This window comes from Robertmurraya siralis (assembly GCF_005502275.1).
GTDB lineage: Bacteria > Bacillota > Bacilli > Bacillales > Cytobacillaceae > Robertmurraya > Robertmurraya siralis.
In genome coordinates, this window is the sequence record NZ_SWLZ01000003.1 from 283,661 (window position 1) to 307,374 (window position 23,714).

A 23,714-nucleotide genomic window follows, 5' to 3' on the forward strand; every position below is an offset into this window, starting at 1 on the left:
ACATCTGTTCCCGTCAGTTGAATTGGAAGCTTATTCAGACTGGAGTCTTTCTCTTTTCCATCGTTCTGTCAAATAGAGCTCGTATTCGGACTCGAGTCTTTCTCGCTTTCCCCGTTTTGTCCGGATAGAGTCAAGCACCTTTCACTCCCATCAACTCGTTTGAGTCCTGCTCAAGCAGGTTGCCAAGTCTAATTTCTTTAAGTTCCATGGCACTATAAGTAAGCATCGCCTGCATGGACTTGTTTTTAATCCCTCTTACGGTTATCCATCGCATACCATGCTTTTCTTTTGCATCGGCAAAAACTCGTTCAATCAACTCTTTACGGAGTGCGCATATTCCTTCATTTCATTTGTGTTACAAAGGTGTTCAGCTTCTTCTACATCTTCTTCCCAGTTGTGTCGCGGAATCGGCTTCTGATGATTTTTACTCTTAAGACTGTAGACAAACTTGATTTTTTATCGAGAGTTTGCCTACAGTCTGGGTCGTATTTTTGATCCGTTTAAAATGCTAGACTTTAAAGATTCCACCCAAGCCTTTTACCAACCCTGAAACTTGATTTACTGCATTCATCATTTGTCCAGCTGTATCAATCATTTTATTAAAATCTAATGAGCCATCTTGCTGCTTAAAAGAATTCATAAAAGAACTAATTCCAGTAGGTGGTCTATTTCCACCGATCCCCGGTTTAGGATAAGGATGCATATATGGATTCATGTATCCCACATAGGGATTCGTCCCTCCTTGATTTTTCTTCGGTTGAAGAGGATCTTGCAAAATAGATTCAACAGGATAAGGTTGTTCCTGTGCAAATGGTACTTCTCCCTGGGTTGGAGGATATTGGCCAGTGTTCATGTGCCCATATGGATACTGTTGGCTTTGATTCATTTGACCGTAAGCATGCCAACCATGATTTCCATATGGAGAGTAATAATAGTTTTGATTACGGACAGCGTTATGCCACCCTTGCCCTTGCTGGATTGGCCATGAAGATGGAAAACGATGAGGCGGAGCTTGATAATAAGCTTGATTTGTAATTGTTTGACCAAACATTTATTTCTCCCCTCCTTATCTTCATACAATTGTGAAATAAGATTTCTCATGAAACGTTTTTTAATTAATTAGGGTGAATGCCATCCTCAACTATGTGAAAGGTTGCTGTGCCCCACTTCTTTCGTTCCCCGATCAAAAGTAAACTTCATGCAAATTCAGAACTAATATATCTTCCCTTAACGAATAAGAGTGATCCATCATGATAATTTATGATGGATCTGCCTATGTTGTGACAATTGCAGTCTCCTCCTTAAATAAAGGCTTTGTTAGATGACGGTGTTAATTTTTTGCTCATTTTCTCACATCACTTCATGGAATCAGAAGACCTTTCAACATAATTGAAAGGCGTGTGAAACCAAGGTTTCACACGAAATGAGCCAAAAATCTCTTTATCAAAAATATAAAAAAATGTCTAAGGATGCAGGATAATGTCGGAAGTTTAAATTTTTGAAAAATTAAAAGACCATTTAATTTTATGTTACGATAAAGCGTAGAAATAGGATAAGCATAAGATAAGAAAAGGGGAGGAATATTGATGTTCGTTCACGAGCTAAAGAAAAAATTTTCAATCCACAAGAAGTATCAAACTGAAGATGTAAATGAATTGTTAGATTTCGCCAAAAAGGCTTATGTATCTAATGAAATCACATCGAGTGAGTATAAAAAACTAGTTCGTGAGCTTGAATCTCGAGGAGCTAAACTGCCTCATCATAAGACAGAAAATCAACCCCAATCTTAAATTGCCTAACGGGAGATTCCAGGCTCTAGGCTTCTCCCGGTTATTCTTTTTCTAATAGATCCTTTAATGACGTCAAAATAAAGCGAGCAGATTGCCAATAGTTTATAAATCGCGTTCTACTTGTTTCAGGAAAAAACGCTTGAACCGAGAGCAGTTCCATCTGTTCAGAGGCTGATTCAATTTGTTTTACGTGTAAATATTTAGGCTTTTTCGCTTCAATCCATTCTTTTGCCAGCGTTTGCCACTCATCTTTTACTTCCCTTACCTGCTCTGCAAATGGTTTTACCTCTTCATAAAAGTCGCCTTTTTCCTTCGTTTTCTTAACCTCTTCAAATTTTTCAAGAATTTGTTCAGTAAACTCCAATAATTTATTAGTTAAAGCTAATAAGCTAGTACTCAATATCTTTTCTCTCCTCTAAAAAAAATAAAGCAGCACAGCGCTACTTTATTGTTATTGTATTTTGATTAGTAGCCAAGTTCAAGTTTCATGTGCTGTCCTTGAACCGCTTCTCCCTTCCGTTTCTTCTCAATTAATTTTAAAGGTCCGCTGTTACATGCATTTTCAAGTCTTGTAATGCGGCTCTCAAGACTCATTAATCTTGTAAACTGATCGTTTATTGCTTTTTTCCGGTTTTCTGCTAAATTTGTGTCAAGTGTTTTTTCAAGTTCCTCCAACTGATCATAAATTTCAGTTAATTTTTCAAGTAATTCTTCTTTTTGGATACTCTCCTTTTCCAATTCAACTACCTCCTCAATTTTTAACCTCTGTGCTTTTTTTAATTGTGGCTTTGTTAAATATCGGAGTTGCTTTTGCCTCATTTTCTTTCTGGACCTTTCGGCATAACTGAAAAGCGTATAAAACCTTAGTTTCACACGAAATAGGCCGAAAATCTTTTGCTCAACCATATTGTTTAACAAAGCTTAGACTGTTCATAAAAAGGGGCTTTTCATAAGAGACTGTATTTTCGTACAGATGATCTAGTTCTCCATAATCTTTTATGTATATGCACTATATTCTCCCTACATCAAAGACCTCCTTCATCGTTGACAAAACTAGTTGTGTTTCGGCAAAGATAGAACTATTTTTCACCGCGATAGCGCTAATTCGACAAGAAGAATGAAACATGCAGCTCCTGAACAAACTAAAAAAGGAGGTGCTGATGATGAAAAAGAAGAAGAAACAAACAAATGCCCAGCCAAAAAAACTAGAAGAAAGAAAGACTGGCTTTGGTGATAAGAAATTAGAAGGTCCCGACAGACCTTCAACATAAACCTATGGCGATCCATTGAAGAGAATTATGGAGATGAAACTAATCGTCCATAATCTCTTCTTTCTTTTTATAGATGGAAAGTATCCTTTCTAATCTTTCCTTAAATAATATCGTCCGATGGAGTTTTTTTTGCTTTCTTTTATACCAGCTTGTTAAAACAACAGGATGACGATGATGAACGGTTGTTGTAAACCAATTCGGTTTAAGCTTTTTCTGTTTTGACCAGTCCTTCAAAGGCTCCATTCGATGATGAACAATCGGATAGGCAAGCCTTAGCTCCGGTGTAACGCTGTTAGCTTTATTTTGTAGGTACTGCTCATAGTCACTACGGGAACCTGTATGGATCGTGTTAATAGCGAATTCATAGAAATATGAGTATAAGCCCTCATGAAATAAAATCGAAACAAGCCGTTTGCCTAAGTCAATTCGCTTATCAACAGAACGGAAACCGTTGACGCTTGCACCAAATAATTCGCCATGTACAGTGGGCAATAATACGCAGCTGTAATGAAACCAATCTTGAAAGGAAAATAAAAAAGTTCGAAAGACATGTTCTTTATAAAAAGAATTTTCTATGACTGGTTTTTGAATAATATTTTGTTCATTAATAATTAATGCTAATAATATTCTCACATGGTCTTGCGAGTGCCAATAATGCCTCCATTCCTGTTCCATGAACTGGGAAACCTGGAAAAACTTCAGCAGGTGAAACATTGCCTTCCCTTTTTTCGTCGAATATTGGTAGAGAAGGAGTTGAGGGTAAGCATCCTGAAAAATGAGCCAATTTGCTTTTTCATATGTTTGAAATAATAAATCTCTTTTTTGTTTTCCAATAACTTTTGAGAACCACTTTCCTTTTAAATCACACATATTCCAGCCTGCATTACGGGATACCATGTGAGCTAAAAAGGACCATTTTATCGCCTTATTTTCTTGATAATAGCGAAGATATGCTTCAGTTCTTGAGAGGTTATCTATATTATTTTGCTTTACAAGGCCCTTGATTGAGTGTATTATCTTTCTTTCAGTGCCTGATAAATCAGCGTATTCCATAATCAAAAGAACACCTTCTTCTGTAGCGGCTATCTTTAGAATTCGTTAATTAGTGCTTTTTATTCAACCAAAGAGCGTGGACTTCTGATATGATAAAAAGGAGTTTGTGAGGTGTTTATCATTGGAATTCCATTATCCAAACGGAAAGAAATTCATTCAGCCAGGTGAAAAGAAAATAACAAAAAAGACAAAGGAGAAGGACTTCACCTACAGTAATAGGGGAATGACTTTAGAAGAAGATTTAAACGAGACGAATCAATACTATTTGGCGAGCGGAAAAGCTGTCATTCATAAAAAACCCACTCCTGTGCAAATTGTGCAAGTGGACTATCCGAAAAGAAGTGCTGCTGTGATTAAAGAAGCTTATTTTAAACAAGCTTCTACAACAGATTATAACGGTGTTTACAAAGGAAGATATATTGACTTTGAAGCTAAGGAAACTCGTTTTAAAACCTCTTTTCCTTTGCAAAATTTTCATCAGCACCAAATTGAGCATATTAGACAAGTATTAAATCAGTCTGGCATTGCTTTCGTTATTCTTCGCTTTTCCAAAATCGAAGAAGTATACTTGCTTGAAGGAAAAACATTGCTGTTTTTTTGGGAAAGGATGGAAAACGGGGGGAGAAAGTCGATTACTTTCAAAGAGGTAGCACAATATGGGCATAAAATATCACTTGGATTTCAACCGCGAATTGACTATATTAAGATTATAGATCAGCTCTACCATCTTAATTAATGGAAACGTGAGTAGTAAAAGGAAGGATGAACATATATGGCAGAAAAATACCAATCAAGAGAGGAGCGCCGTAAGCAGCTTAATAGTAAACAAAAAGGAAAAGGGCGAAAAAAGGCCAAAATATCAGTTAAGCGTATTTTTCTCTTTCTTGTTGCCTTAGGAATTGTAGGATTGCTTATTGGCGCTGGAACTTTTGCTTATATGGTTAAAGATACTCCAAAGCTTGATGAAAAATTGTTAAAAGATCCAATCTCATCCGAGCTTTATGATATAAACGGAAATTTCTTTGCAGAAATTGGTTCAGAAAAACGGGACTACGTGGACTATGAGGATATCCCAAAACAGGTCGAGGAAGCAATATTAGCCACTGAAGACACCCGTTTTTACAAGCATAACGGGGTTGATATTATTCGCTTAGGTGGAGCTGTCGTAGCTAATCTAACCGAAGGCTTTGGTGCTGAAGGTGCAAGTACCATTACCCAGCAGGTCGTCAAAAACTCATTTTTAACACCTGAAAAAACATTATCCCGTAAAGCTCAAGAAGCATGGTTATCCATTCAGTTAGAAAGAAAGTATACAAAACAACAAATTTTTGAGATGTATGTCAATAAAATTTGGATGGATTCTGGAGGACATGGAATTGCCACAGCAGCTAAAGTGTACTTCGGGAAAGAATTAGATGAATTAACGTTAGCAGAAACAGCATTGCTCGCTGGTATGCCACAAAGTCCAGCTAATTATAATCCATTTAAACATCCAGAAAGAGCGGAAAAACGCCGTAACATCGTCCTTACTCTTATGCATAAGCATGGCTTTATCACTCAGGAGGAAATGGAAGAAGCTAAAAGCGTTGATGTCACTTCAACATTGGTCCCAGAGGATAAAAGATCTACCGGAGATATTCCGTATGACGCCTTTGTTGGCCATGTCGTAAAAGAAATCAAGGCAAAGTATCCAGATATTGATCCATTTTCAGATGGTTTGAAAATATATACAACTCTTGAGCCGGATGCACAAAAATATGTTGAGGATATTCTAGATGGCGATGAAATTGAATATCCTGATGAAAAATTCCAAGCAGGCATAACTCTTTTAGATACTGCTACTGGCCAGATCCGCGCACTTGGAGGTGGACGCAATCAAACGGTTGACTTTGGCTTTAATTATGCGACAGATGCAAAAAGACAGCCAGGCTCAACAATAAAACCAATTATTGACTACGGTCCTGCTATTGAGTTTTTAAAATGGGGTACTTATTATGCTTTAGATGATAAACCGTACACATATTCAACTGGAGATAAAATCAGCAACTGGGATAATAAGCATATGGGTGTCATGTCAATGCGTACCGCACTGGCTTTATCGCGAAATATCCCTGCGCTACAAGCCTTCCAAGCAGTCGGAGCAGAAAAAGCGAAGCAATTTGCGATCGATTTAGGGATTCCGCTTAAAGAAATTCATGAATCTTACTCCATCGGTGGTTTTGGTGGCGAGGATAAGGGCGTTTCATCACTGGAAATGGCTGGCGCCTACAGTGCATTCGGCAACAATGGATTTTATACTGAACCCTACTCTGTCGTTGAGATTGAGCTGCGAGATGGCACGAAATTGAAAATGAAGCCTGATTCCAAAGTTGTGATGCAGGACTATACTGCGTTTATGATCACTGATATGCTTAAGGATGTCGTACAATCAGGAACCGGTACAAGAGCAAATATATCAGGCTTGCCACTTGCCGGAAAAACCGGAACGACCAATTATCCCGATGCAGATAAAAAGGCGTACAATATTCCAAATGGCGCTGTACCAGATGCATGGTTTGTTGGTTATACAACCAACTATACTGCTGCTGTCTGGACAGGATATGATAATAAAAACGAAAATTATTTAGTTGGTGATGACCAAAAAATTGGCCAAAGATTATTTAAAAATATTATGGAACATGTCCATAACGGGAAAGAAACAGCGGATTTTAAAGTTCCGAATACTGTTGAAGTAGTTGAGATTGAAAAGGGAACAATTCCAGCTAAAAAAGCAAGTAAGTACACTCCTAAAAACATGATCATTACAGAATATGCTGTAAAGGGCCACGCTCCAAAGGAAGTATCTGATAAATATGATAGACTTGAAGCACCTGTTGATTTAACAGCAGATTATGATACAGATAGTAATGAGATTGTATTAAACTGGAATTATGTTGCTGAAAACGAAAATGGCGTCCAATTTGAAATTTATGTGAAGAAAGATGATGGCGCAGAAGAACTGTTAACGGCACAATCTGAAAAAACGCTGCGAATGAAAGCCGATTATGGTGGATATTACACCTTCAAGGTTATCGCTGTTCGTGATCAACAAAAGAGTGACCCCGCAACGGCAGCCATTCAAATTCCTGATCCACTCATTTTTGATGGGGATGATGAGAATGATGACAATGGTGGTCCACCATGGGGTCGAAACGAGGAAGATGAAGAAACAGACGAGCCAGATAACGAAAATCCTGGAAACGATGAGCAAAATGATAACAATAATGGCCAGCCACAGCAAGGAAATAACCGAGGTCAAGGTCAGGGCCAAGGTCAAGGAAATCAAAATGGCGGGAACCAAGGTAATCAGCCATAAGAGAAAGGCGTCCAAGCTTATGCTTAGACGCCTTTCGTTATTTTTTCATATTTTTCATGGCAATCATCTTTTTATAGCCTTTCTCCTGTTCAACAAATAGCTCACATAATTGCATATAAGAATGAAATAAATTAGGTCTTTCAATGATAAACTGTAAACGCTCTTCAATATTGACAGGCTTAATGTGTAAATCACCATATGCAATTTCTGGATTTAAAATGGACGGTTGATTGTTTGTCCAATGCAGGAATTCAACAAACAAACCGCTCCCTTTTCTCATAGAATTTAAAGCTGCTTTCGTATTTCTCATTGCAAACTCAGCTTGAAGCACCGCTTTTACATTCAGCCATTCCTGTAATAACGAGGCAATGCTATGTTGAGGATCATCCCATGGCCTCAAGCCTTCTTCACCTAAAAAATGAGCTGCTTCGTACATAAAGGGAATTTGAAAATCACTCCCCTGCATAGGGGGGCTTATCGTAATTTTATCCTCTGGAAAAAAGAAAGAATGCTTTAATTCCTTTGGCACCGTCCGTACGAACTCATTCATTATTTCTTCGCCATCCTTTTCTTCCCTTCACGGCAAAGATCAAGCAAAGGACAAATGTCACACTGAGGATTTTGCGCCTTGCAATGGTAGCGCCCAAAAAAGATTAACCGATGATGAGTTACGGACCATTCGTCCTCAGGAATTTTTCTCATCAGTGTCTTTTCAACCTCTAATACACTGTCTTTCCACCTGCAAATAGCCAACCGCTTGCTTACGCGCTCAACATGAGTGTCAACGGCAATTGCCGGGACGCCAAAAGCAACAGATACTACGACATTTGCTGTTTTGCGCCCAACACCTGGCAGCTTTGTTAGTTCATCCCTGTCTTTCGGAACTTCCCCATTGTACTCCTCTAGCAATAATCTACAAAGCTTTTGAATATTTTTTGCCTTATTACGATAGAGACCAATGGAACGAATATCATTTTGCAGTTCTTCTAAAGATACATTGAGATAGTCCTCAGGTGTTTTATATTTCTGAAAGAGATCTTTCGTTACTTTATTGACTAATACATCGGTGCATTGCGCTGATAAAGCAACCGCAATGACCAGTTCAAATGGGTTAGAATGTACGAGCTCACAATGAGCATCAGGGTACATTTCCCCTATTTTATCTAAACAAAATCGAATTTGTGTTTTATTTAACATTTGCCTCACTCACTTAAAAAGTTTCCATTTTTATTGTTCCAACCAGTTATAAAAGGGAACTGCTTCAGGGCGACTCGTTTCCTCTTCACTGTTTGTACGAACCGAATGTCTTGAATTCTGCCTGAATTTATTCCCATAGCTTTTTGCTTGCTCAATCGTCTTGATGCCATTCTTCTTCCATTCAAAAAGAATTCGATCAATATAACGAAAGTTCAGCTTTCCTGAAATAACAGCTTCTCTTAATGCAGCCTTAATAATGATTGGTTCATGACGATCATCATCCAGCCATAAGGCCAATGTTTCACATTCAAATGGTGATAACGGCCTGCCGAATTCCTGTTCAAAGACTGTGTATAGATCCATTTCATTTTTTTCATTTTGCTCTTTCTGCTGTGCATTTTGATTAAATAAATATTCATTCACAAGCTTCTGCCAAAGCGGTTCAATCGTATATTTTTCAAAACGAATCCCTTCGTTAGAATAGCCATCATCTATTTTAATAAAGCCTTTTTGAATTAATTTGCGAAGCAATTCCGTACATTGGCTTGTTGAGATCGTCATTCTTGAAGAGATTTCTGTAGGAGTTGGAAAGTCATTCCCTTTTTCTAGAAACGAAATAACATGCAGCAACAATACTAATTCATTTTCATTAATATTCATATCTTTATAATAAAGCAATAAAGCTCTCGGAATAGAAATATTTCCTTCCTGAACCCATTTCACCATATTCTCGTTCATATAGAGACACCTCCCTCTAAGTATATCACGAAGTCCAGTTAACAAGGTATGGAGAAATTAGTCAAGCTAGCATAAAAAAGTTAGCCATTTTCATTTACTTCAAGGTATTGGGATCAAACGTGCTCGGTGCGATTTTGAAAATTTAGTTTAAAAAAGTTTCTGTTAAAAATGAAGCACAGGGCACATACATACATAACGAATTCTGATATTTTTCGGATAATTGCAAAGCTGGATGCATTCCTTAAAGGAGTACCGCCTATAAACAATCGCTCCCTAACCGTTAAAAAAGCAAAGCTCGCCTTCAGTAGCGAGCTTTTCATCAAATTAAGGATATAAACGATTTAACAAACGTGGAAATGGAATCGTTTCACGAACATGCTCTACTCCGCTAATCCAGGCAACAGTTCGCTCAAGGCCAAGACCAAAGCCGGAATGTGGAACAGATCCGTACTTTCTTAAATCTAAATACCATTGATAAGCATCAAGTGGCAAATTATGCTCCTCAATTCTTGCCTTCAGCAAATCAAAATCATGGATACGTTCAGAACCTCCGATAATTTCACCATAGCCTTCTGGGGCAATCAAGTCTGCACATAGTACAACATCTTCTCTTTCATGATCTGGTTGCATATAAAAAGGTTTGAGACTTGTTGGATATTTCGTAATAAATACAGGTTTATCATAATGTTCCGCTATCGCTGTTTCATGAGGAGCACCGAAATCATCCCCCCATTTAATATCGTCAAAGCCCTTTTCATTTAAGAATGAAATTGCATCATCATAGCTAATGCGCGGAAATGGTGCTTTTATGTTTTCAAGCTTACTTGTATCTCTACCTAGTGTTTTTAACTCAATCTGACAATTCTTAAGTACTGATTGAACGATATGCGAAACATATTGTTCTTGCACTTCTAAATTTTCCTCAAATTCAACAAAGGCCATTTCAGGCTCAATCATCCAGAACTCAATTAAATGGCGACGTGTTTTTGATTTTTCAGCTCTAAATGTCGGTCCGAATGAAAATACTTTCCCAAGGGCCATTGCCGCAGCTTCCATGTATAATTGACCACTTTGGGATAAATACGCATCCTCATCAAAATATTTCGTTGCGAAAAGCTCGGTTGTTCCTTCAGGAGCACTCCCCGTTAAAATAGGCGGATCAACCTTTGAAAAACCTTTTTCGTTAAAAAATTCATATGTTGCGCGAATAATCTCATTGCGAATTTTCATGACCGCATGCTGACGACGCGAGCGTAGCCATAAATGACGATGATCCATTAAAAATTCTGTTCCATGTTCCTTTGGGGTGATCGGATAATCAACAGCTTGATGCAATATTTCAAGCCCTTTTACAAGAAGTTCATACCCTAGCGGTGAACGTTCATCCTTTTGAACAACCCCTGTCACATACACAGATGATTCTTGTGTCACAGATTTCGCAGCTTGAAACAACTCCTCAGATACTTCTGCTTTGACCACAACTCCCTGTATGAAGCCAGTTCCATCTCTTAACTGCAAAAAGGCAATCTTTCCGCTAGAGCGCTTGTTAGCGATCCATGCTCCAATTTTGACTTCCTGTTCTACATATTTGTGTACTTCTGAAATCGTTGTTTTCATCACTTGTCTTTTCCCTCCAAAAACTTACCCACTTGCTTTTATATGTACTTAAAAGCCTCATTTCCAATAAATAATCGATTAAAATGCACTTCATCTTATTATACCTTTACAAAATTGGACAATCAATAAAGAAAGTACAGGATTGCCCTTACCCTCTGATTCCCGAGTTGACTATTATAGCTCAATTATTCTTAACTGTAACTTTCAGAAAAAAGCAGACAGACGATATTTAGCCTGCCTGCTGAACCACTTTATATTTTGCTTTTTACAAATTGATGGATCCTTGCCACTGCCTCTTCTAACAACTCTAATGATGTTGCATAAGAAAGACGAATATTATCTGGTGTTCCAAAACCCGATCCTGGAACAACAGCGACTTTTGCCTCTTCTAAAAGGCCTTCTACAAAGTCATCAACGCTCTCATACCCTGTTAGCTTCGCTGCTTCTTTAACATTTGGATAAAGGTAAAAAGCTCCTTGCGGTTTAATACATGAAATCCCAGGAATAGCAACAAGCTGATCATAAATGACATTGAGCCTATGCTCGAATGCTTCTTTCATTTCTGCAACAGGTGCTTGTGGTCCTGCATAAGCCTCAATCGCTCCATATTGGGCTGTAGTAGTTGGATTGGAGGTACTATGGCTAGCAAGATTTGTCATTGCGTTAATGATCGTGGTATTACCGGCGGCATAGCCAATTCTCCATCCTGTCATCGAATGGGATTTCGAAACCCCATTGATGATAATCGTTTGCTCTTTTAATTGAGGTGATAATTGGGCGATTGATACATGCTGATTTTCTCCATAAACAAGCTTTTCATATATTTCATCTGAAATAATGAGAACATTTTTTTGTAAGCAAATTTCACCTAAAGCTAATAGCTCATCACGAGTATAAACCATCCCTGTTGGGTTACTTGGTGAATTTATTATAACAGCTCTTGTCTTCTCAGTAATTGCTGCTGTGAGTTGCTCAGGGGTGATCTTGAAATCATTTGCTTCAAGCCCTTCGACAAATACTGGAATACCATCTGCCAGCTTTACTTGCTCCGGGTAACTAACCCAGTACGGGACAGGAATAATCACTTCGTCTTCTTTGTTTAGGAGAACTTGAAAAAGAGTATATAATCCGTGTTTTGCGCCACTTGTCACAATGATTTCATTTGGCTTATACTCGATTCCTTGATCAGCTTTGAATTTTTTCACGATTTCTTCAATAAGTTTAGCAAGCCCTGCTGAAGGAGTATATTTCGTATGTCCCTCATTCATGGAAACAGAAGCTGCCTCAATAATGTTTCGCGGTGTGTTAAAATCAGGTTCTCCCGCCCCGAGACCAATAATATCATGGCCTTCAGCTTTTAACTGCTTTGCTTTGGCTGTAATCGCAAGAGTTGCAGAGGGGGTTAATGCTTTTACTCTTTGAGCCAGTTGAATTTCCATTTCCTAATTCCTCCCAATAAACCATCATAAGTTTTGTATATCTTTTAACCATTCGCCTGTTTTAAAATCAATATAATAATAATTGATCAATTTATCATTTGAACGGTAATAGATTTCCCAAAGTGGAATTTGATTCTCCATCCCAAGCTTGACCGACACAACTTCATCAGGCTCCTTACTTTGATAAAGCTTGTCAATCGCTGCTTCTTTACTTATTCCATCTTCTTCATTCCTGACTATTATTTTACGTTCTTTTTCTTCTTCCGGAATCCATGCAATGAGCTTCTCTCCAGATTGATTTGTCCCTTTTACAATATAATAACTATTCGTACCGTTATACAACGTAAAATCAGTCACTTGTTCGATATTTGTTTCTGCCAAAGCAATTTCCTCTGCCTTAGCTTCAGCGCTGTGCAATGGTTTCAGAGCATTTAAAAGTATATTTATCGTTAAACCGAGCAGCACAATTAAACCAATACTTGATAGCCAAATCCATTTCTTCATAGCAAATCCCTCTTTTATGTACGATAAATAGTGAAAACAGCTTTATTTTGATCGTTTTGATCAAGAGCTAATCCAAACATTAATTCCTGATCTTTTAATGTTCGGTTCAATGAATCGACAATTTTGTATAAATCAGGACTATTTTGGATTTTGATCGTCGACAAAACTTCAATTTTACTTTCCATCACGAATTCTCCTCACTAAACACATAATTTGTTAATCATAGTTGCGCGGCTTAAAGGTAACAATAATCTTAAGTAAATGTCAGCTTTTTGACAGAGATTCAGCCTATTCTCAGCACGTTTCATTAGAAATATTATAACAGGTTAAATAAAAAAGAATTACCCCTTTCTTAAAATTAAAATAACTTTTAGTCCACACACACTTCTACCGCGCTAATGCAGTGCGGTTTTTTTAAAGTATCTCGAACTCGGTTTATTCTTGGCGCTCATGTCCAAAAATTATAGGAAATTTTCAATTAAATCAAGGGTTGCATTAATATTTAGTTTTTTTACTGGTACCTTTGGAATAGATTGCAGAAATACTTTTCCGTAAGAAGTGGTATAGATCCGTTTATCAAAAATAACAACAAAACCTCGGTCCTGATTGGTGCGAATTAATCGGCCAAACCCTTGTTTGAAACGAATAATCGCTTCTGGCAATGAATGCTCCGAAAAGGGATTTCCGCCACTTTCTTTAATTTTATGACATTTCGCTTCTGTCAGCGGTTCATTTGGCGGAGAAAATGGCAGTCGAACCATAATAAGACATGACAAATCTTCACCAGGAATATCGATTCCTTCCCAAAAGCTACTTGTACCAAGAAGAATCGCTTTGTCAAAACGTTGAAAGTTCCTTGTCAGCTTCGTTCTACTTCCTGCCGTGATTCCTTGCCCCATGATTATAAAGTCTTCTAGCAACCCGCTTTCTTTCATTAAATTATATGTTTTTCTTAACATCTCATAGGAAGTGAAGAGAATAAGCATTCTTCCTTTTGTTGCTTCGGCAATAGAAATAATATGTTCTGTAATAGCTGCAACGTACTCATCGATCGATACCGAATTAATTTCCGGCAAATCATTTGGAATCACCAATTGAACCTGCTTATCATATGGGAATGGGGATTCAATCTGTTGTACATAACAGTCAAGCTTATCTAGACCCAGTTCTTTTAGCATGTATTGAAAAGAACCCTTTACCGATAATGTCGCTGATGTCATTACAGCACTTTTTTTGCGCAGAAAAAATTCTTCTCTAAGCTGAGAAGCGATTGTAATGGGTTGTCCTAAAATCGTTGTTGAATTTTGAGAAGATCTGATATCGACTTCAACCCAAGTAACAAACTCATCCATTGGAAATAAAATAAGCTGTTTAATCGTTTCGCATACTGTCTCTAATTCCTTTTGTAATGTGACAACCTCCTGAATCAACAATTTTTGCGGGTTTGAAAGCTGTAGTTCTTCTTTCGTAAAAGCCTCTACGTATTGCTTAATGGCTGCGGCAAAGTCTTTTAAGCTAAAGTAAAATCGTTCACCTGTCGAATGGATCGGTGACCAGTCTTGATCAGATCCTTCCTTTATTAAGCGAAAAGTTACTTTATTTGTCGCCGCACTGCTCTTTACACGCTTTTTTGCTACATTGGCCACAGTTCTAAAAAATTGATCCATTTCATTCATTAATTCATTAAAAAGCTGGCTTACTTCAAAAGAATGAATCGTTTCTGCTGTTCGTTCAGAGTCCTTTTCTTTCAAAATCTGCTCCAGTTCGTAATGAATTTGCTTTTGTTCGTATTGCCCAAATTGGCTGAGTAAAAGTCGTATATGTAAATAATCAAGGGATAGACCAAAGTATTTCCCACAAACTTTCTCAAAATGATGCCCTTCATCTAAAATACAGTAATCATAACGGGGCAGAATCGCTGTATCAGCAACAAGATCAGTCAATAAAAAGGAATGGTTAGTAATAATAAAATTAGCGGTCTGTGATGCTTTACGCGCTCGTAAATAGTAATCGTATTTTATCCAGGACCTCTGCTGAAAATAGGTACTGTCATCATTTTTAATTTTGCCCCAGAAAAGCATTCCTCCGCTCGATAGATTCAACTCATCACGGTCTCCTGTTTCAGTCTCTAATAACCAGACAAGAATTTGCATCTTCGTCAAACTAATATCGTAATTATCATCATCCTCTTGCAGCGATTGCTCGAATTTTGCCAAGCTTAAATAATGACTTCTTCCTTTTAAAATCACTGCTTTAAGTTTGTTCGGAAGAATTTTTTGCAACAATGGAATATCATTATTCAATAGTTGCTCCTGCAGCTGGGTTGTATGGGTACTAATGACAATTGTTTCACGGCGTTCACTAGCAAAAATTGCCGCTGGCAATAAATAAGCCATCGACTTTCCCACGCCTGTCCCAGCTTCAATAAGAGCATGTTTTTCATTTGTAAAAGCCTTAAAAACAGTGTCCATCATTTGAAATTGCCCAATTCGTTTTTCATATCCTTGAAACGCTCCCTGAAACAAACGCTCTTTTTCCTCATCACTTTCAGGGTATGGAATGGAGGGGTCATAAGCGAACTCTTCACGATCTTCTAATTTCCTTAGCATAATTCCACGATGTCGTTCTAATGAAAAAGGGATCTCTTCTAAACTTCGTTCTTTTTCGATAATGAGATCATCTAACAATAATGCCACATCACTTTTCAACCCACCAGAAAGCTTTAGCAATTGATGGAGAGTTATGTTCGGCAGTTGCCAAAGTCGATTCAACAAGATCAATAACAATTCCGCCGTTACATATGCATCACTATCTGCTTGATGGGGACGTTCGTGATTCAACCCCTCTTGAACAGCAAGTTCATTTAACTTGTAGCTATCAGATGTCGGAAACAAAAATCTAGCCATTTCCACTGTATCCAAAACCGGACCTAAAAAACCTTCGTATCCTGCCTCGATCAACTCTTCTTGAAGAAACGATAAATCAAATAGGACATTATGGGCGACAAAGTATGCATCCTCGAGAAGCATTAATACCTTCGGGGCAATTTCCGAAAAATTTGGCGCATCTCGAACCATCTCGTCATTTAATCCTGTTAATTCTTCTATGAAAAGTGGTATCTCTCTTCCTGGATTGATAAAGGAAGAGAATTGCTCTGTAATTTTTCCATTTTCAACAACAACGGCTGCAAATTGGATAATTTTATCACCTTTCTTTGGAGCATTTCCCGTTGTTTCTAAATCGACTACCACAAATTTGTTACTCAATTCTATACACCTCTATCCTTCAAACTAATTTGAAGGAGTACTTTTTTATATTTTTTATATTTGACAAAGTTGAATTCGTGAAAATTTTACTTTCCCATCTTTCAGCTGAGCTAAATGAGACTAAAATGATTTTGTTTAACATAGCTTTATACTATAATTATCAATACTGTTATGCAACGCCATCCAGTTTCATTGCTTTCACTTTATCATAAACAGTAGCAAACAGAAAAGGGATTGAAAAAGTAAATGCTTCCCTTTCCAAGATTGAACGGAGACTAAGCTAGTGTCGTTAAAGTTCGTTAGCTGAGTCCATTTCATAATTGCGCACTTCAAGTTAAAAAAAACGAACGTTCATTTTTAATTTTACATTATTCCAAGGAGTAAATGCGGACATAAATGAATATAAAACGTGATATTGTTCGTTTTTTAATTAGCGATGGTACATTATGAAATCGATTCAGCTAAAAACAGAAAAACCTTAAACGAGACTATACCGTGAAAGTATAGTTGCTTAAGGCTTTTACTTGTTAGATTATCGTCTTTTCTGGCTCTGCATGAAGCATTTCAACGATCTCATTCTTCTCATTCATAATTGCAACCTTTGGTTGATGTGCATGAATATTTTCTTCTGCCACCAATGCATAGGAAATAATGATGACGACATCTCCTTCTTGTACAAGTCTCGCAGCAGCCCCATTGATGCATATTACCCGGCTGCCTCTTTTGCCAGGAATAATATAGGTTTCAAACCTTGCTCCATTATGGTTATTAACGATTTGTACCTTTTCATTTGCTACCATGCCAACTGCTTCTAATATTTCTTCATCAATTGTAATACTGCCCACATAATTTAAGTTTGCCTCTGTCACACGAGCACGGTGAATTTTTCCATTCATCATCGTTCGAAACACGATGCTTCCTCCATTCTTTACGTTGGAATAATCAATTGTTCTACTCAACAGCTAAGACAATATTGTCGATTAAACGAGCTTTAGTAAATTGAACAGCTATTGCAATAATGATTTTCCCTTTCACTTTTTCAATCGTTTGAAGCTCCGGAAAGGAATAAATTTCAACGTAGTCAATCGTTCCACTCGTTTTTTTGGTAATATTGTTTTTTATCATCGTAACTAGTGATTCAATATTTCTTTCACCAGCTTCGATTTTTTTTCTTGCCTCTAGCAATGCTCGATATATTTCAGGAGCTTGTTGTCTTTCCTCAGAATTTAAATTTACATTTCGGGAACTTTTCGCCAATCCGTCCTCTTCGCGGACAGTTGGAATTGGTATCAGCTCAATTGGAAAATTTAAGTCTGCAATCAGTCCTTCGACGACGGCAACTTGCTGGGCATCTTTCATCCCTAAGTAAACTCGATCGGGTAAAATTAAATGGAATAGCTTTGTCAGCACAGTTGCTACACCATCAAAATGCCCCGGTCTTGAATCACCGCATAACACATCCGTCCTCGCTTGAACTAACACCTTTACAGACAAGGGATTAGGATACATCTCCGCAACGGAAGGGTTAAATATAATGTCAACACCCTCTTCGCGACAAACGCTGACGTCCCGTTCAAAATCGCGCGGATACGAAGCAAAATCTTCATTTGGACCAAATTGAAGCGGATTAACAAAAATACTGACAATAGTAATATCATTCACTTCACGTGCTTTTCTAATAAGCTGCAAATGTCCTTCATGTAGATAACCCATCGTAGGAACAAAGCCAATTGAATTCGTATTTTTTAGCTCTTTCACCAGTGCTTGCATTTCGGTAATGTTTGTAATAATTTTCATTTTTTACCTCCATAAAGCCCCAGCATTTCTTCTTCTTTCATCATGAAACTGTGAGGATCAGAAGGAAAGCTTTTCTGTTTTACCTCTGAAATATAATGTTCTATCCCTTTTTGAATCTCTACATTCAAATTTGTATATTGCTTTGCAAATTTTGGTAACCGCTCGACACCATACATTAATATATCATGATACACAAGCACCTGACCGTCAGTCTCCGCCCCGGCTCCGATACCGATTGTCGGGATCGACAAACTTTGCGAGATTGCTTTTGCTAATTGTTTTGGTACACATTCTAGAACAAGCATAAATGCACCAGCTTCTTCACATTTTTTTGCATCCTCAATTAACTTATTTGCTGCTGCAGCACTTTTCCCTTGCACCTTATAGCCTCCAAGCACTCCAACGGATTGTGGAGTTAAGCCCAGGTGAGCACAGACAGGAATTCCCGCTCTTGTTAATGCTTTAATATGGGCTACCACTTCATCAGCCCCTTCGACCTTAACAGCATTAGCACCTGTTTCTTGAATAAGCCTCGTTCCATTTAAAAGCGTATCTTTAATTGATAAATGATAGCTCATAAAGGGCATATCAACAATGATATGAGTGTCTATCGCTCCTCTTTTTACAGCTTTTCCATGATGGACCATATCTTCCATTGTCACAGACACTGTTGAATCATAGCCTAAAACGACCATTCCAAGGGAATCACCAACAAGGATGACATCAACACCAGCTTGTTCCGCCAACTTTGCTGATGGAAAGTCGTAAGCCGTCAGCATGACAATTTTATCATGCTCTTGCTTCATCTTTTGAAAATCGGTTGTAGTTCTCATCATTTTCCTCCTTTTTGAATCGGAAGAGGAGATAAACAAAAAAGGAATCCTAAAAAACGCAGAAGGATCCCTTTGCAACATATTCCTGTTTCATCCCTCTGTCCCTGTCCATTTGGATCTAGGCAGATAATTATTCATTTAAACAACGTCTTTAACAAGGTGCAGTTCAAAAATGATACTGCCCACATAAAAAATTATAGCAAATTTCAGCACAATTACCTAGCATAAAACAGTACTAGATTGCTAAGGTTGGGCTAAAGAGGAGTTTTTACGATTAATAAAAGCAAAATTGGTTAACGTGCAAATACTCGAGCATAAAAAATGCTAGGAAATTTCTTTATCCTAGCTCGATATCAGCAGAATAGATGCTATGAACCACACCGTTTTTATCTTCGATTTTCAATACGCCATCATCGTTGATACCAAGGGCCTTTCCCGTTATATTTCCTGTTAACGTGCGTGCGGTTATCGTTTTGCCAATACTAATTGCATAACTTTCCCAAAGAAGTTTAATGGGATGAAATCCTGTTTCCAAATAAAGCAGATAAAGTTTTTCAAGCTTTAAAAATATCGTTTGAATTAAACTAGCACGATTAATAAGCTCCCCCTTTTCAATTGAAAGGGAGGTTGCAACCGCCCTTAAACCTTCCGGGAAATCTGTTACCGCTTGATTAACATTTATTCCAATTCCGATAATGACTGAGTTGATTCTGTCTGCTTCAGCCTGCAATTCCGTTAAAATACCTGTCACTTTCTTGCCGTTCACTAAAAGGTCATTAGGCCATTTTATCTGGGGCTCAAGTCCAGTATTTTCAACAATTGCTTGAGCGACCGCAACCGCGGTTAAGAGCGTTAATTGAGGTGCCATCGAAAGTGGAATCTGTGGTCTTAATATGACACTCATCCAAATGCCTGTATGTTTAGGAGAATGCCATCTCCTATCCATTCTCCCTTTTCCACCTATTTGCTCATCAGCGATGACAACCGTTCCCTCAAGCGCGTTTTCCATGCCAAGTCGATGAGCCACTTTTTGTGTCGAATCAACTGATTCTTTGTAATGAATTTGTTGACCGATGAGCGAGGTTTTTAACCCTAATCGAATCTCATTGGCACTCACATGCTCAGGTTTTTGGATAATGCGATAGCCTTTTCTTCTTACTGCCTCAAGCTCAAAACCTTCATTGCGAAGGTCTTCAATATGTTTCCACACAGCAGTTCTTGAACAGCCCATCAAATCAGCTAAATATTGACCTGAAAGAAATTCACCTTCATGCTCAGTAAATGCGTCAAGCAGTTTTTTCCTTAAGGTTGACTGCATGTAAATAGCCACTCCTTTATTGATACCCGTTCATTTTTGAGTTCACCATTAATAATTGCTTTTTCTATTGCCAGCAGCTTTTCTTCAATCCACGGTCCGCCCTGTAATTGATACCATTCCAATAAGTTTTGTCCGGTTATGGCCAACTCTTTTCTCTCTTTAAGCGGCAACCGTTGCCATACTCCTTCTAGTTCGTCAATATTGGCATCTATATACCGTTCTTGTAAAACATTTAAAAGTTTTTCTGTCCGAATTGCAGATTCTTTGCCAGCACGGTAGAGCTCCTCTAATTTCCATTCATGATCAAGGCGCTGAGTAAGCAAACTTAATCCAAGTTTCACTCTTCTTATTTGCTTAACGGGAAGCTTCCAAGATCTTAAAAAAGCCTCGACGTTATTTCTCGGTAAATGAAAATGATAAAGAAGTAAAACCCAATACTCGCTAATGGCAAAATGGCCTGTTAGATCAAACTGTGAAAATGCTGCCAGTTCTTTGTGTTTATCCTTAAACCCTGGTAAAAATCGATAAAGTCCCGTATCTATAAGGAGCTTTATTGCCATTTGATAATTTTCCCCTTTTAGCAGTTTTTCAAATTCGATCGTCTTTCGCTCAACTGCAATCATTTCTAACCACTTACTATGTTCCTTTAAAGCATTATACGTTTCCTTTTCGAGAGAAAATGAAAGCTGACTGACAAAACGAATCGCTCGCATCATTCTAAGAGCATCCTCTTGAAATCGCTCACCAGCATTCCCTACCGTCTTTATCATCTTTGCCTTAATTGCTGCCTGCCCAGCAAATGGATCAATCAGCTCCCCATTCTTATTCATAGCAATCGCATTCATTGTAAAGTCCCGTCGACGCAAGTCCTCTGTTAAAGAACGGATAAACGTGACTTCATTTGGCCTTCTAAAATCAGCATAATCCGATTCACTGCGAAAGGTTGTAATTTCATATGACTCCCCCTGATAAAGAACTACAATAGTACCATGTGCAATTCCTACATCGACCGTCTTCGAAAATACTTCCTTCACTTCCTCAGGAGTTGCGGAAGTTGCAATATCAACATCATCTATCGGTCTTGCCAGCAAAAAGTCACGGACTGCCCCTCCTACAAAATAGGCTTCGTATCCGGCAGCTTCTAATTTATGCAAAATTGGCAGGGCTTTTAGAAAAGGAGCTTTCATTGTTTTTCCCCTTTTTGAATAGTTTCGTAATAAAGATCCTCGTATTGCTTTACTATTAAATCCGCTTTAAATCGCTCAAAAACGGCAGTGATCGATGCTTGTGAAAAACGTTTATGTACCGTTGAATCTGCTAATATATGCAAAGCTTTTTGTGCAATTTCTTCTATATTCCCTAATTCACAGATGTACCCTGTTTCACCGTCTATTATTACCTCTGGCAAACCGCCGATGTTTGTACCAATACATGGGACGCCACAGGCCATTGCTTCCAGTGCGACAAGGCCAAAGCTTTCTTTCTCCGAGAGCAGAAGCATCAGATCACTAATTGAATAAAGCTCTTCTAAATTATCTTGCTTTCCTAAGAAAAGAACCTTGTCTTTTATTTTTAATTGATCCACCAATCTTGAGACAACGGACATTTCAGGTCCATCACCAATGAGAAGCAGCTTTGCTTTCATCTGCTTCACTATTTTTGCAAAAGACTTCACAACATCAGGTACCCGTTTTACAGGGCGAAAATTACTAACATGGATCATGACCTTTTCATCCTCTGGTATTCCAAATTCTTCTTTTAAATAAGCAGCATCTGTACGTCTATACACTCGTTCATCAATAAAATTATAAACAGGAACAATTTGTTTATCTGGGTTTATAAGGTCATATGTTTGTTTTATTAAAGAATTCGAAACAGCTGTAACGGCATCTGATTTTTCGATCCCAAATCGAATCGCATCTGTCAGAGTCATATCATAACCAAGAATCGTTATATCAGTCCCATGAAGTGTTGTGATAATTTTAATATCCTTTCCGCTCATTTGCTTTGCTAAAATCGCACAAACCGCATGTGGAATCGCATAATGAACGTGAAGGATGTCTAAATTTTCCCGTTTAATGACCTCAGCCATTTTACTTGCTAGAGCAATGTCATATGGTGGATATTGAAAAACTGAATATTGATTGACCTCAACCTGATGGTAAAAAATATTATGGTACATTTTTTTTAAACGAAATGGAAGACTTGAGGAAATGAAATGAATTTCATGGCCCTTTTCAGCAAGCATTTTTCCAAGCTCCGTCGCAATCACTCCTGATCCACCAACAGTTGGATAACAAGTAATTCCTATTTTTAATTTTTTTGTCATTCGTGCTCTCCTAATAGATCCCTGTTTAGCAATATGGGGGTCTTGGTGATAAACCCTTCAGCATATTTGACTCCAACCTCTTTCCCGAACAGTCTTTCCCTCGCCTCGACGGATTCAAGATAATCATTGACTAATGGCGTCTCCACCGTTTCAGGACCTCTTTGAAATTGACTTTCATAAGCAGTTAAACTCGCTAATTTTAGTTCCATGAAATCCGAGATGTCGATGACGAAATCAGGCTTATGAAACCCGTTAATCATATAATAAATAAGCTTATTCGGACGGTAAGGAGCGTATTGATGAGCTGTTTTCAATTTTCGAATTCCCGCGGAGAAAAAGGCTTCTTCTACAATCTTTGTACAATTCCCGTGATCGGGATGGCGATCGAGATGATACGGAGTACACACCAGCTTAGGTCGGTACTTTCTAATGAGCGCTACCACCTCTTGGATTGACTGCTCAGATAAGAACAATCCCCGGTCGGAAAGATTGAGGTTTTCTCGAACTTTTACTCCCAGCCGCTCCGCTGCTCTCTTAGCTTCTGCAAGCCTTCCTTCCACCGTGCCATTGGAAGATAACTCTGCCCGTGTTAAATCACAAATACCGACCTTTTTACCGCATGATGTATATTTTGCAATTGTCCCACCCATGCCGATTTCAACATCATCCGCGTGGGCTCCAAAAGCTAAAATATCCAATTGCTCATTCATTCACTTCACCATTTCGTTTTGCAATGATCTCACGCCAAGATAGATCACCGCGTTCTAAACCTTTAATAATCACTTCCGCAGTTCCCATATTAGTCGCAAGCGGAACTAAATAGACATCACATAATCGAATTAAAGCAGAAACATCTGGTTCATGTGGCTGAGCTGTTAGTGGATCTCGAAAAAATAAGACGACATCCATTCGATTATTTGCGATCATAGCTCCAATTTCTTGATCTCCCCCAAGTGGCCCTGACTGAAATCGGTGCACCTTTAAATTGGTTGATTCCATAATTTTTTGGCCTGTCGTTCCTGTTCCAAATAGCGTATGATTTTTTAAAATCTCTTCATACGCCATGACAAAGCGCACCATATCGTCTTTTTTCTTATCATGGGCAATTAATGCAATATTCATCGCTATCTCCTCTTTCCTATTTGCTCTTTTCACAAATATCTTAGTTCTATCCCCCAAAAATTTTCTCCATCTATTCAATTGGATA

23 protein-coding genes and 1 pseudogene are annotated in these 23,714 nt (G+C 38.1%); 3 read left to right on the forward strand and 21 right to left on the reverse strand.

All coding sequences use genetic code 11. The annotated features are described in order from the left end of the window. Positions 1-130: 130 nt before the first annotated feature. Positions 131-432, reverse strand: a pseudogene (locus FCJ93_RS25390) (transposase); the annotation flags it as partial. A 76-nt stretch (positions 433-508) separates the two neighbouring features. Then, positions 509-1,051: a YppG family protein gene (locus tag FCJ93_RS06405; RefSeq protein WP_137743162.1), complete on the reverse strand. Its 543-nt coding sequence runs from the start codon at positions 1,049-1,051 to the stop codon at positions 509-511. A 535-nt stretch (positions 1,052-1,586) separates the two neighbouring features. On the opposite strand from FCJ93_RS06405, the gene yppF reads away from it, so the two are divergent. Then, positions 1,587-1,790, forward strand: a complete 204-nt coding sequence (gene yppF, locus FCJ93_RS06410; RefSeq protein WP_095306507.1) for a YppF family protein — start codon at positions 1,587-1,589, stop codon at positions 1,788-1,790. 40 nt (positions 1,791-1,830) lie between these two features. On the opposite strand, the gene FCJ93_RS06415 is transcribed toward yppF, so the two are convergent. From FCJ93_RS06415 to FCJ93_RS06425, 3 genes are all read right to left on the reverse strand, one after another. Further along, positions 1,831-2,190 (reverse strand): YppE family protein, encoded by a 360-nt coding sequence (locus FCJ93_RS06415; RefSeq protein WP_095306508.1) that lies wholly within the window; start codon positions 2,188-2,190, stop codon positions 1,831-1,833. Positions 2,191-2,255: 65 nt separating this feature from the next. Then, positions 2,256-2,528 carry a hypothetical protein gene (locus FCJ93_RS06420; protein WP_095306509.1) on the reverse strand — a complete coding sequence of 91 codons (273 nt, stop codon included), beginning with the start codon at positions 2,526-2,528 and terminating at the stop codon, positions 2,256-2,258. Between the two features lie 572 nt (positions 2,529-3,100). Continuing rightward, the gene (locus FCJ93_RS06425; RefSeq protein WP_095306510.1) at positions 3,101-4,114 is read right to left on the reverse strand and encodes a DUF2515 domain-containing protein; all 1,014 of its coding nucleotides are present in this window, start codon (positions 4,112-4,114) and stop codon (positions 3,101-3,103) included. Positions 4,115-4,235: 121 nt separating this feature from the next. Here FCJ93_RS06425 and recU point away from each other — a divergent pair, with 121 nt between their 5' ends. Together recU and FCJ93_RS06435 are read left to right on the forward strand one after the other, a co-directional pair. Continuing rightward, positions 4,236-4,850: a Holliday junction resolvase RecU gene (recU, locus tag FCJ93_RS06430; protein ID WP_137743163.1), complete on the forward strand. Its 615-nt coding sequence runs from the start codon at positions 4,236-4,238 to the stop codon at positions 4,848-4,850. A gap of 36 nt (positions 4,851-4,886) precedes the next feature. Then, entirely contained in the window at positions 4,887-7,469 is a 2,583-nt protein-coding gene (locus FCJ93_RS06435; protein ID WP_137743164.1) for a penicillin-binding protein 1A, read from the forward strand. Positions 7,470-7,506: 37 nt separating this feature from the next. On the opposite strand, the gene FCJ93_RS06440 is transcribed toward FCJ93_RS06435, so the two are convergent. The 16 genes from FCJ93_RS06440 to mgsA form a co-directional block, all read right to left on the reverse strand. Next, entirely contained in the window at positions 7,507-8,019 is a 513-nt protein-coding gene (locus FCJ93_RS06440) for a YpoC family protein (protein WP_137743165.1), read from the reverse strand. After that, entirely contained in the window at positions 8,019-8,666 is a 648-nt protein-coding gene (nth, locus tag FCJ93_RS06445) for an endonuclease III (RefSeq protein WP_095306514.1), read from the reverse strand. Before nth ends, FCJ93_RS06440 begins: the two co-directional genes overlap by 1 nt. Positions 8,667-8,696: 30 nt before the next feature. Beyond that, positions 8,697-9,404, reverse strand: coding sequence for a DnaD domain-containing protein (locus FCJ93_RS06450; protein ID WP_095306515.1), 708 nt, complete (start codon positions 9,402-9,404; stop codon positions 8,697-8,699). 324 nt (positions 9,405-9,728) lie between these two features. Then, positions 9,729-11,021 carry an asparagine--tRNA ligase gene (gene asnS, locus FCJ93_RS06455; RefSeq protein WP_095306592.1) on the reverse strand — a complete coding sequence of 431 codons (1,293 nt, stop codon included), beginning with the start codon at positions 11,019-11,021 and terminating at the stop codon, positions 9,729-9,731. Between the two features lie 251 nt (positions 11,022-11,272). Continuing rightward, positions 11,273-12,460, reverse strand: coding sequence for a pyridoxal phosphate-dependent aminotransferase (locus tag FCJ93_RS06460; RefSeq protein WP_137743166.1), 1,188 nt, complete (start codon positions 12,458-12,460; stop codon positions 11,273-11,275). Positions 12,461-12,484: 24 nt separating this feature from the next. Beyond that, on the reverse strand, positions 12,485-12,964 hold the full coding sequence (locus FCJ93_RS06465) for a cell wall elongation regulator TseB-like domain-containing protein (RefSeq protein ID WP_095306517.1): 480 nt from the start codon (positions 12,962-12,964) through the stop codon (positions 12,485-12,487). 14 nt (positions 12,965-12,978) lie between these two features. After that, positions 12,979-13,149 carry a YpmA family protein gene (locus tag FCJ93_RS06470; RefSeq protein ID WP_137743167.1) on the reverse strand — a complete coding sequence of 57 codons (171 nt, stop codon included), beginning with the start codon at positions 13,147-13,149 and terminating at the stop codon, positions 12,979-12,981. Positions 13,150-13,425: 276 nt separating this feature from the next. Next, entirely contained in the window at positions 13,426-16,230 is a 2,805-nt protein-coding gene (gene dinG / locus FCJ93_RS06475; RefSeq protein WP_137743168.1) for an ATP-dependent DNA helicase DinG, read from the reverse strand. A gap of 527 nt (positions 16,231-16,757) precedes the next feature. Continuing rightward, positions 16,758-17,141, reverse strand: a complete 384-nt coding sequence (gene panD, locus FCJ93_RS06480; protein ID WP_095306520.1) for an aspartate 1-decarboxylase — start codon at positions 17,139-17,141, stop codon at positions 16,758-16,760. 40 nt (positions 17,142-17,181) lie between these two features. Beyond that, positions 17,182-18,027: a pantoate--beta-alanine ligase gene (gene panC / locus FCJ93_RS06485; RefSeq protein ID WP_137743169.1), complete on the reverse strand. Its 846-nt coding sequence runs from the start codon at positions 18,025-18,027 to the stop codon at positions 17,182-17,184. Further along, on the reverse strand, positions 18,024-18,860 hold the full coding sequence (gene panB, locus FCJ93_RS06490; protein ID WP_095306522.1) for a 3-methyl-2-oxobutanoate hydroxymethyltransferase: 837 nt from the start codon (positions 18,858-18,860) through the stop codon (positions 18,024-18,026). Before panB ends, panC begins: the two co-directional genes overlap by 4 nt. Positions 18,861-19,197: 337 nt before the next feature. Beyond that, a complete protein-coding gene (locus FCJ93_RS06495) occupies positions 19,198-20,178 on the reverse strand; it encodes a biotin--[acetyl-CoA-carboxylase] ligase (protein WP_095306523.1) in 981 nt (326 codons plus the stop codon). Further along, the gene (locus FCJ93_RS06500) at positions 20,163-21,365 is read right to left on the reverse strand and encodes a CCA tRNA nucleotidyltransferase (protein WP_095306524.1); all 1,203 of its coding nucleotides are present in this window, start codon (positions 21,363-21,365) and stop codon (positions 20,163-20,165) included. The genes FCJ93_RS06495 and FCJ93_RS06500 overlap by 16 nt, the downstream gene beginning before the upstream one ends. After that, a complete protein-coding gene (gene bshA, locus FCJ93_RS06505) occupies positions 21,362-22,507 on the reverse strand; it encodes an N-acetyl-alpha-D-glucosaminyl L-malate synthase BshA (protein ID WP_095306525.1) in 1,146 nt (381 codons plus the stop codon). The genes FCJ93_RS06500 and bshA overlap by 4 nt, the downstream gene beginning before the upstream one ends. Then, complete coding sequence (bshB1, locus tag FCJ93_RS06510) at positions 22,504-23,217, reverse strand: bacillithiol biosynthesis deacetylase BshB1 (protein ID WP_137743170.1); 714 nt, start codon at positions 23,215-23,217, stop codon at positions 22,504-22,506. Before bshB1 ends, bshA begins: the two co-directional genes overlap by 4 nt. After that, positions 23,210-23,629 carry a methylglyoxal synthase gene (gene mgsA / locus FCJ93_RS06515; RefSeq protein WP_095306593.1) on the reverse strand — a complete coding sequence of 140 codons (420 nt, stop codon included), beginning with the start codon at positions 23,627-23,629 and terminating at the stop codon, positions 23,210-23,212. The genes bshB1 and mgsA overlap by 8 nt, the downstream gene beginning before the upstream one ends. Positions 23,630-23,714 lie beyond the last annotated feature (85 nt).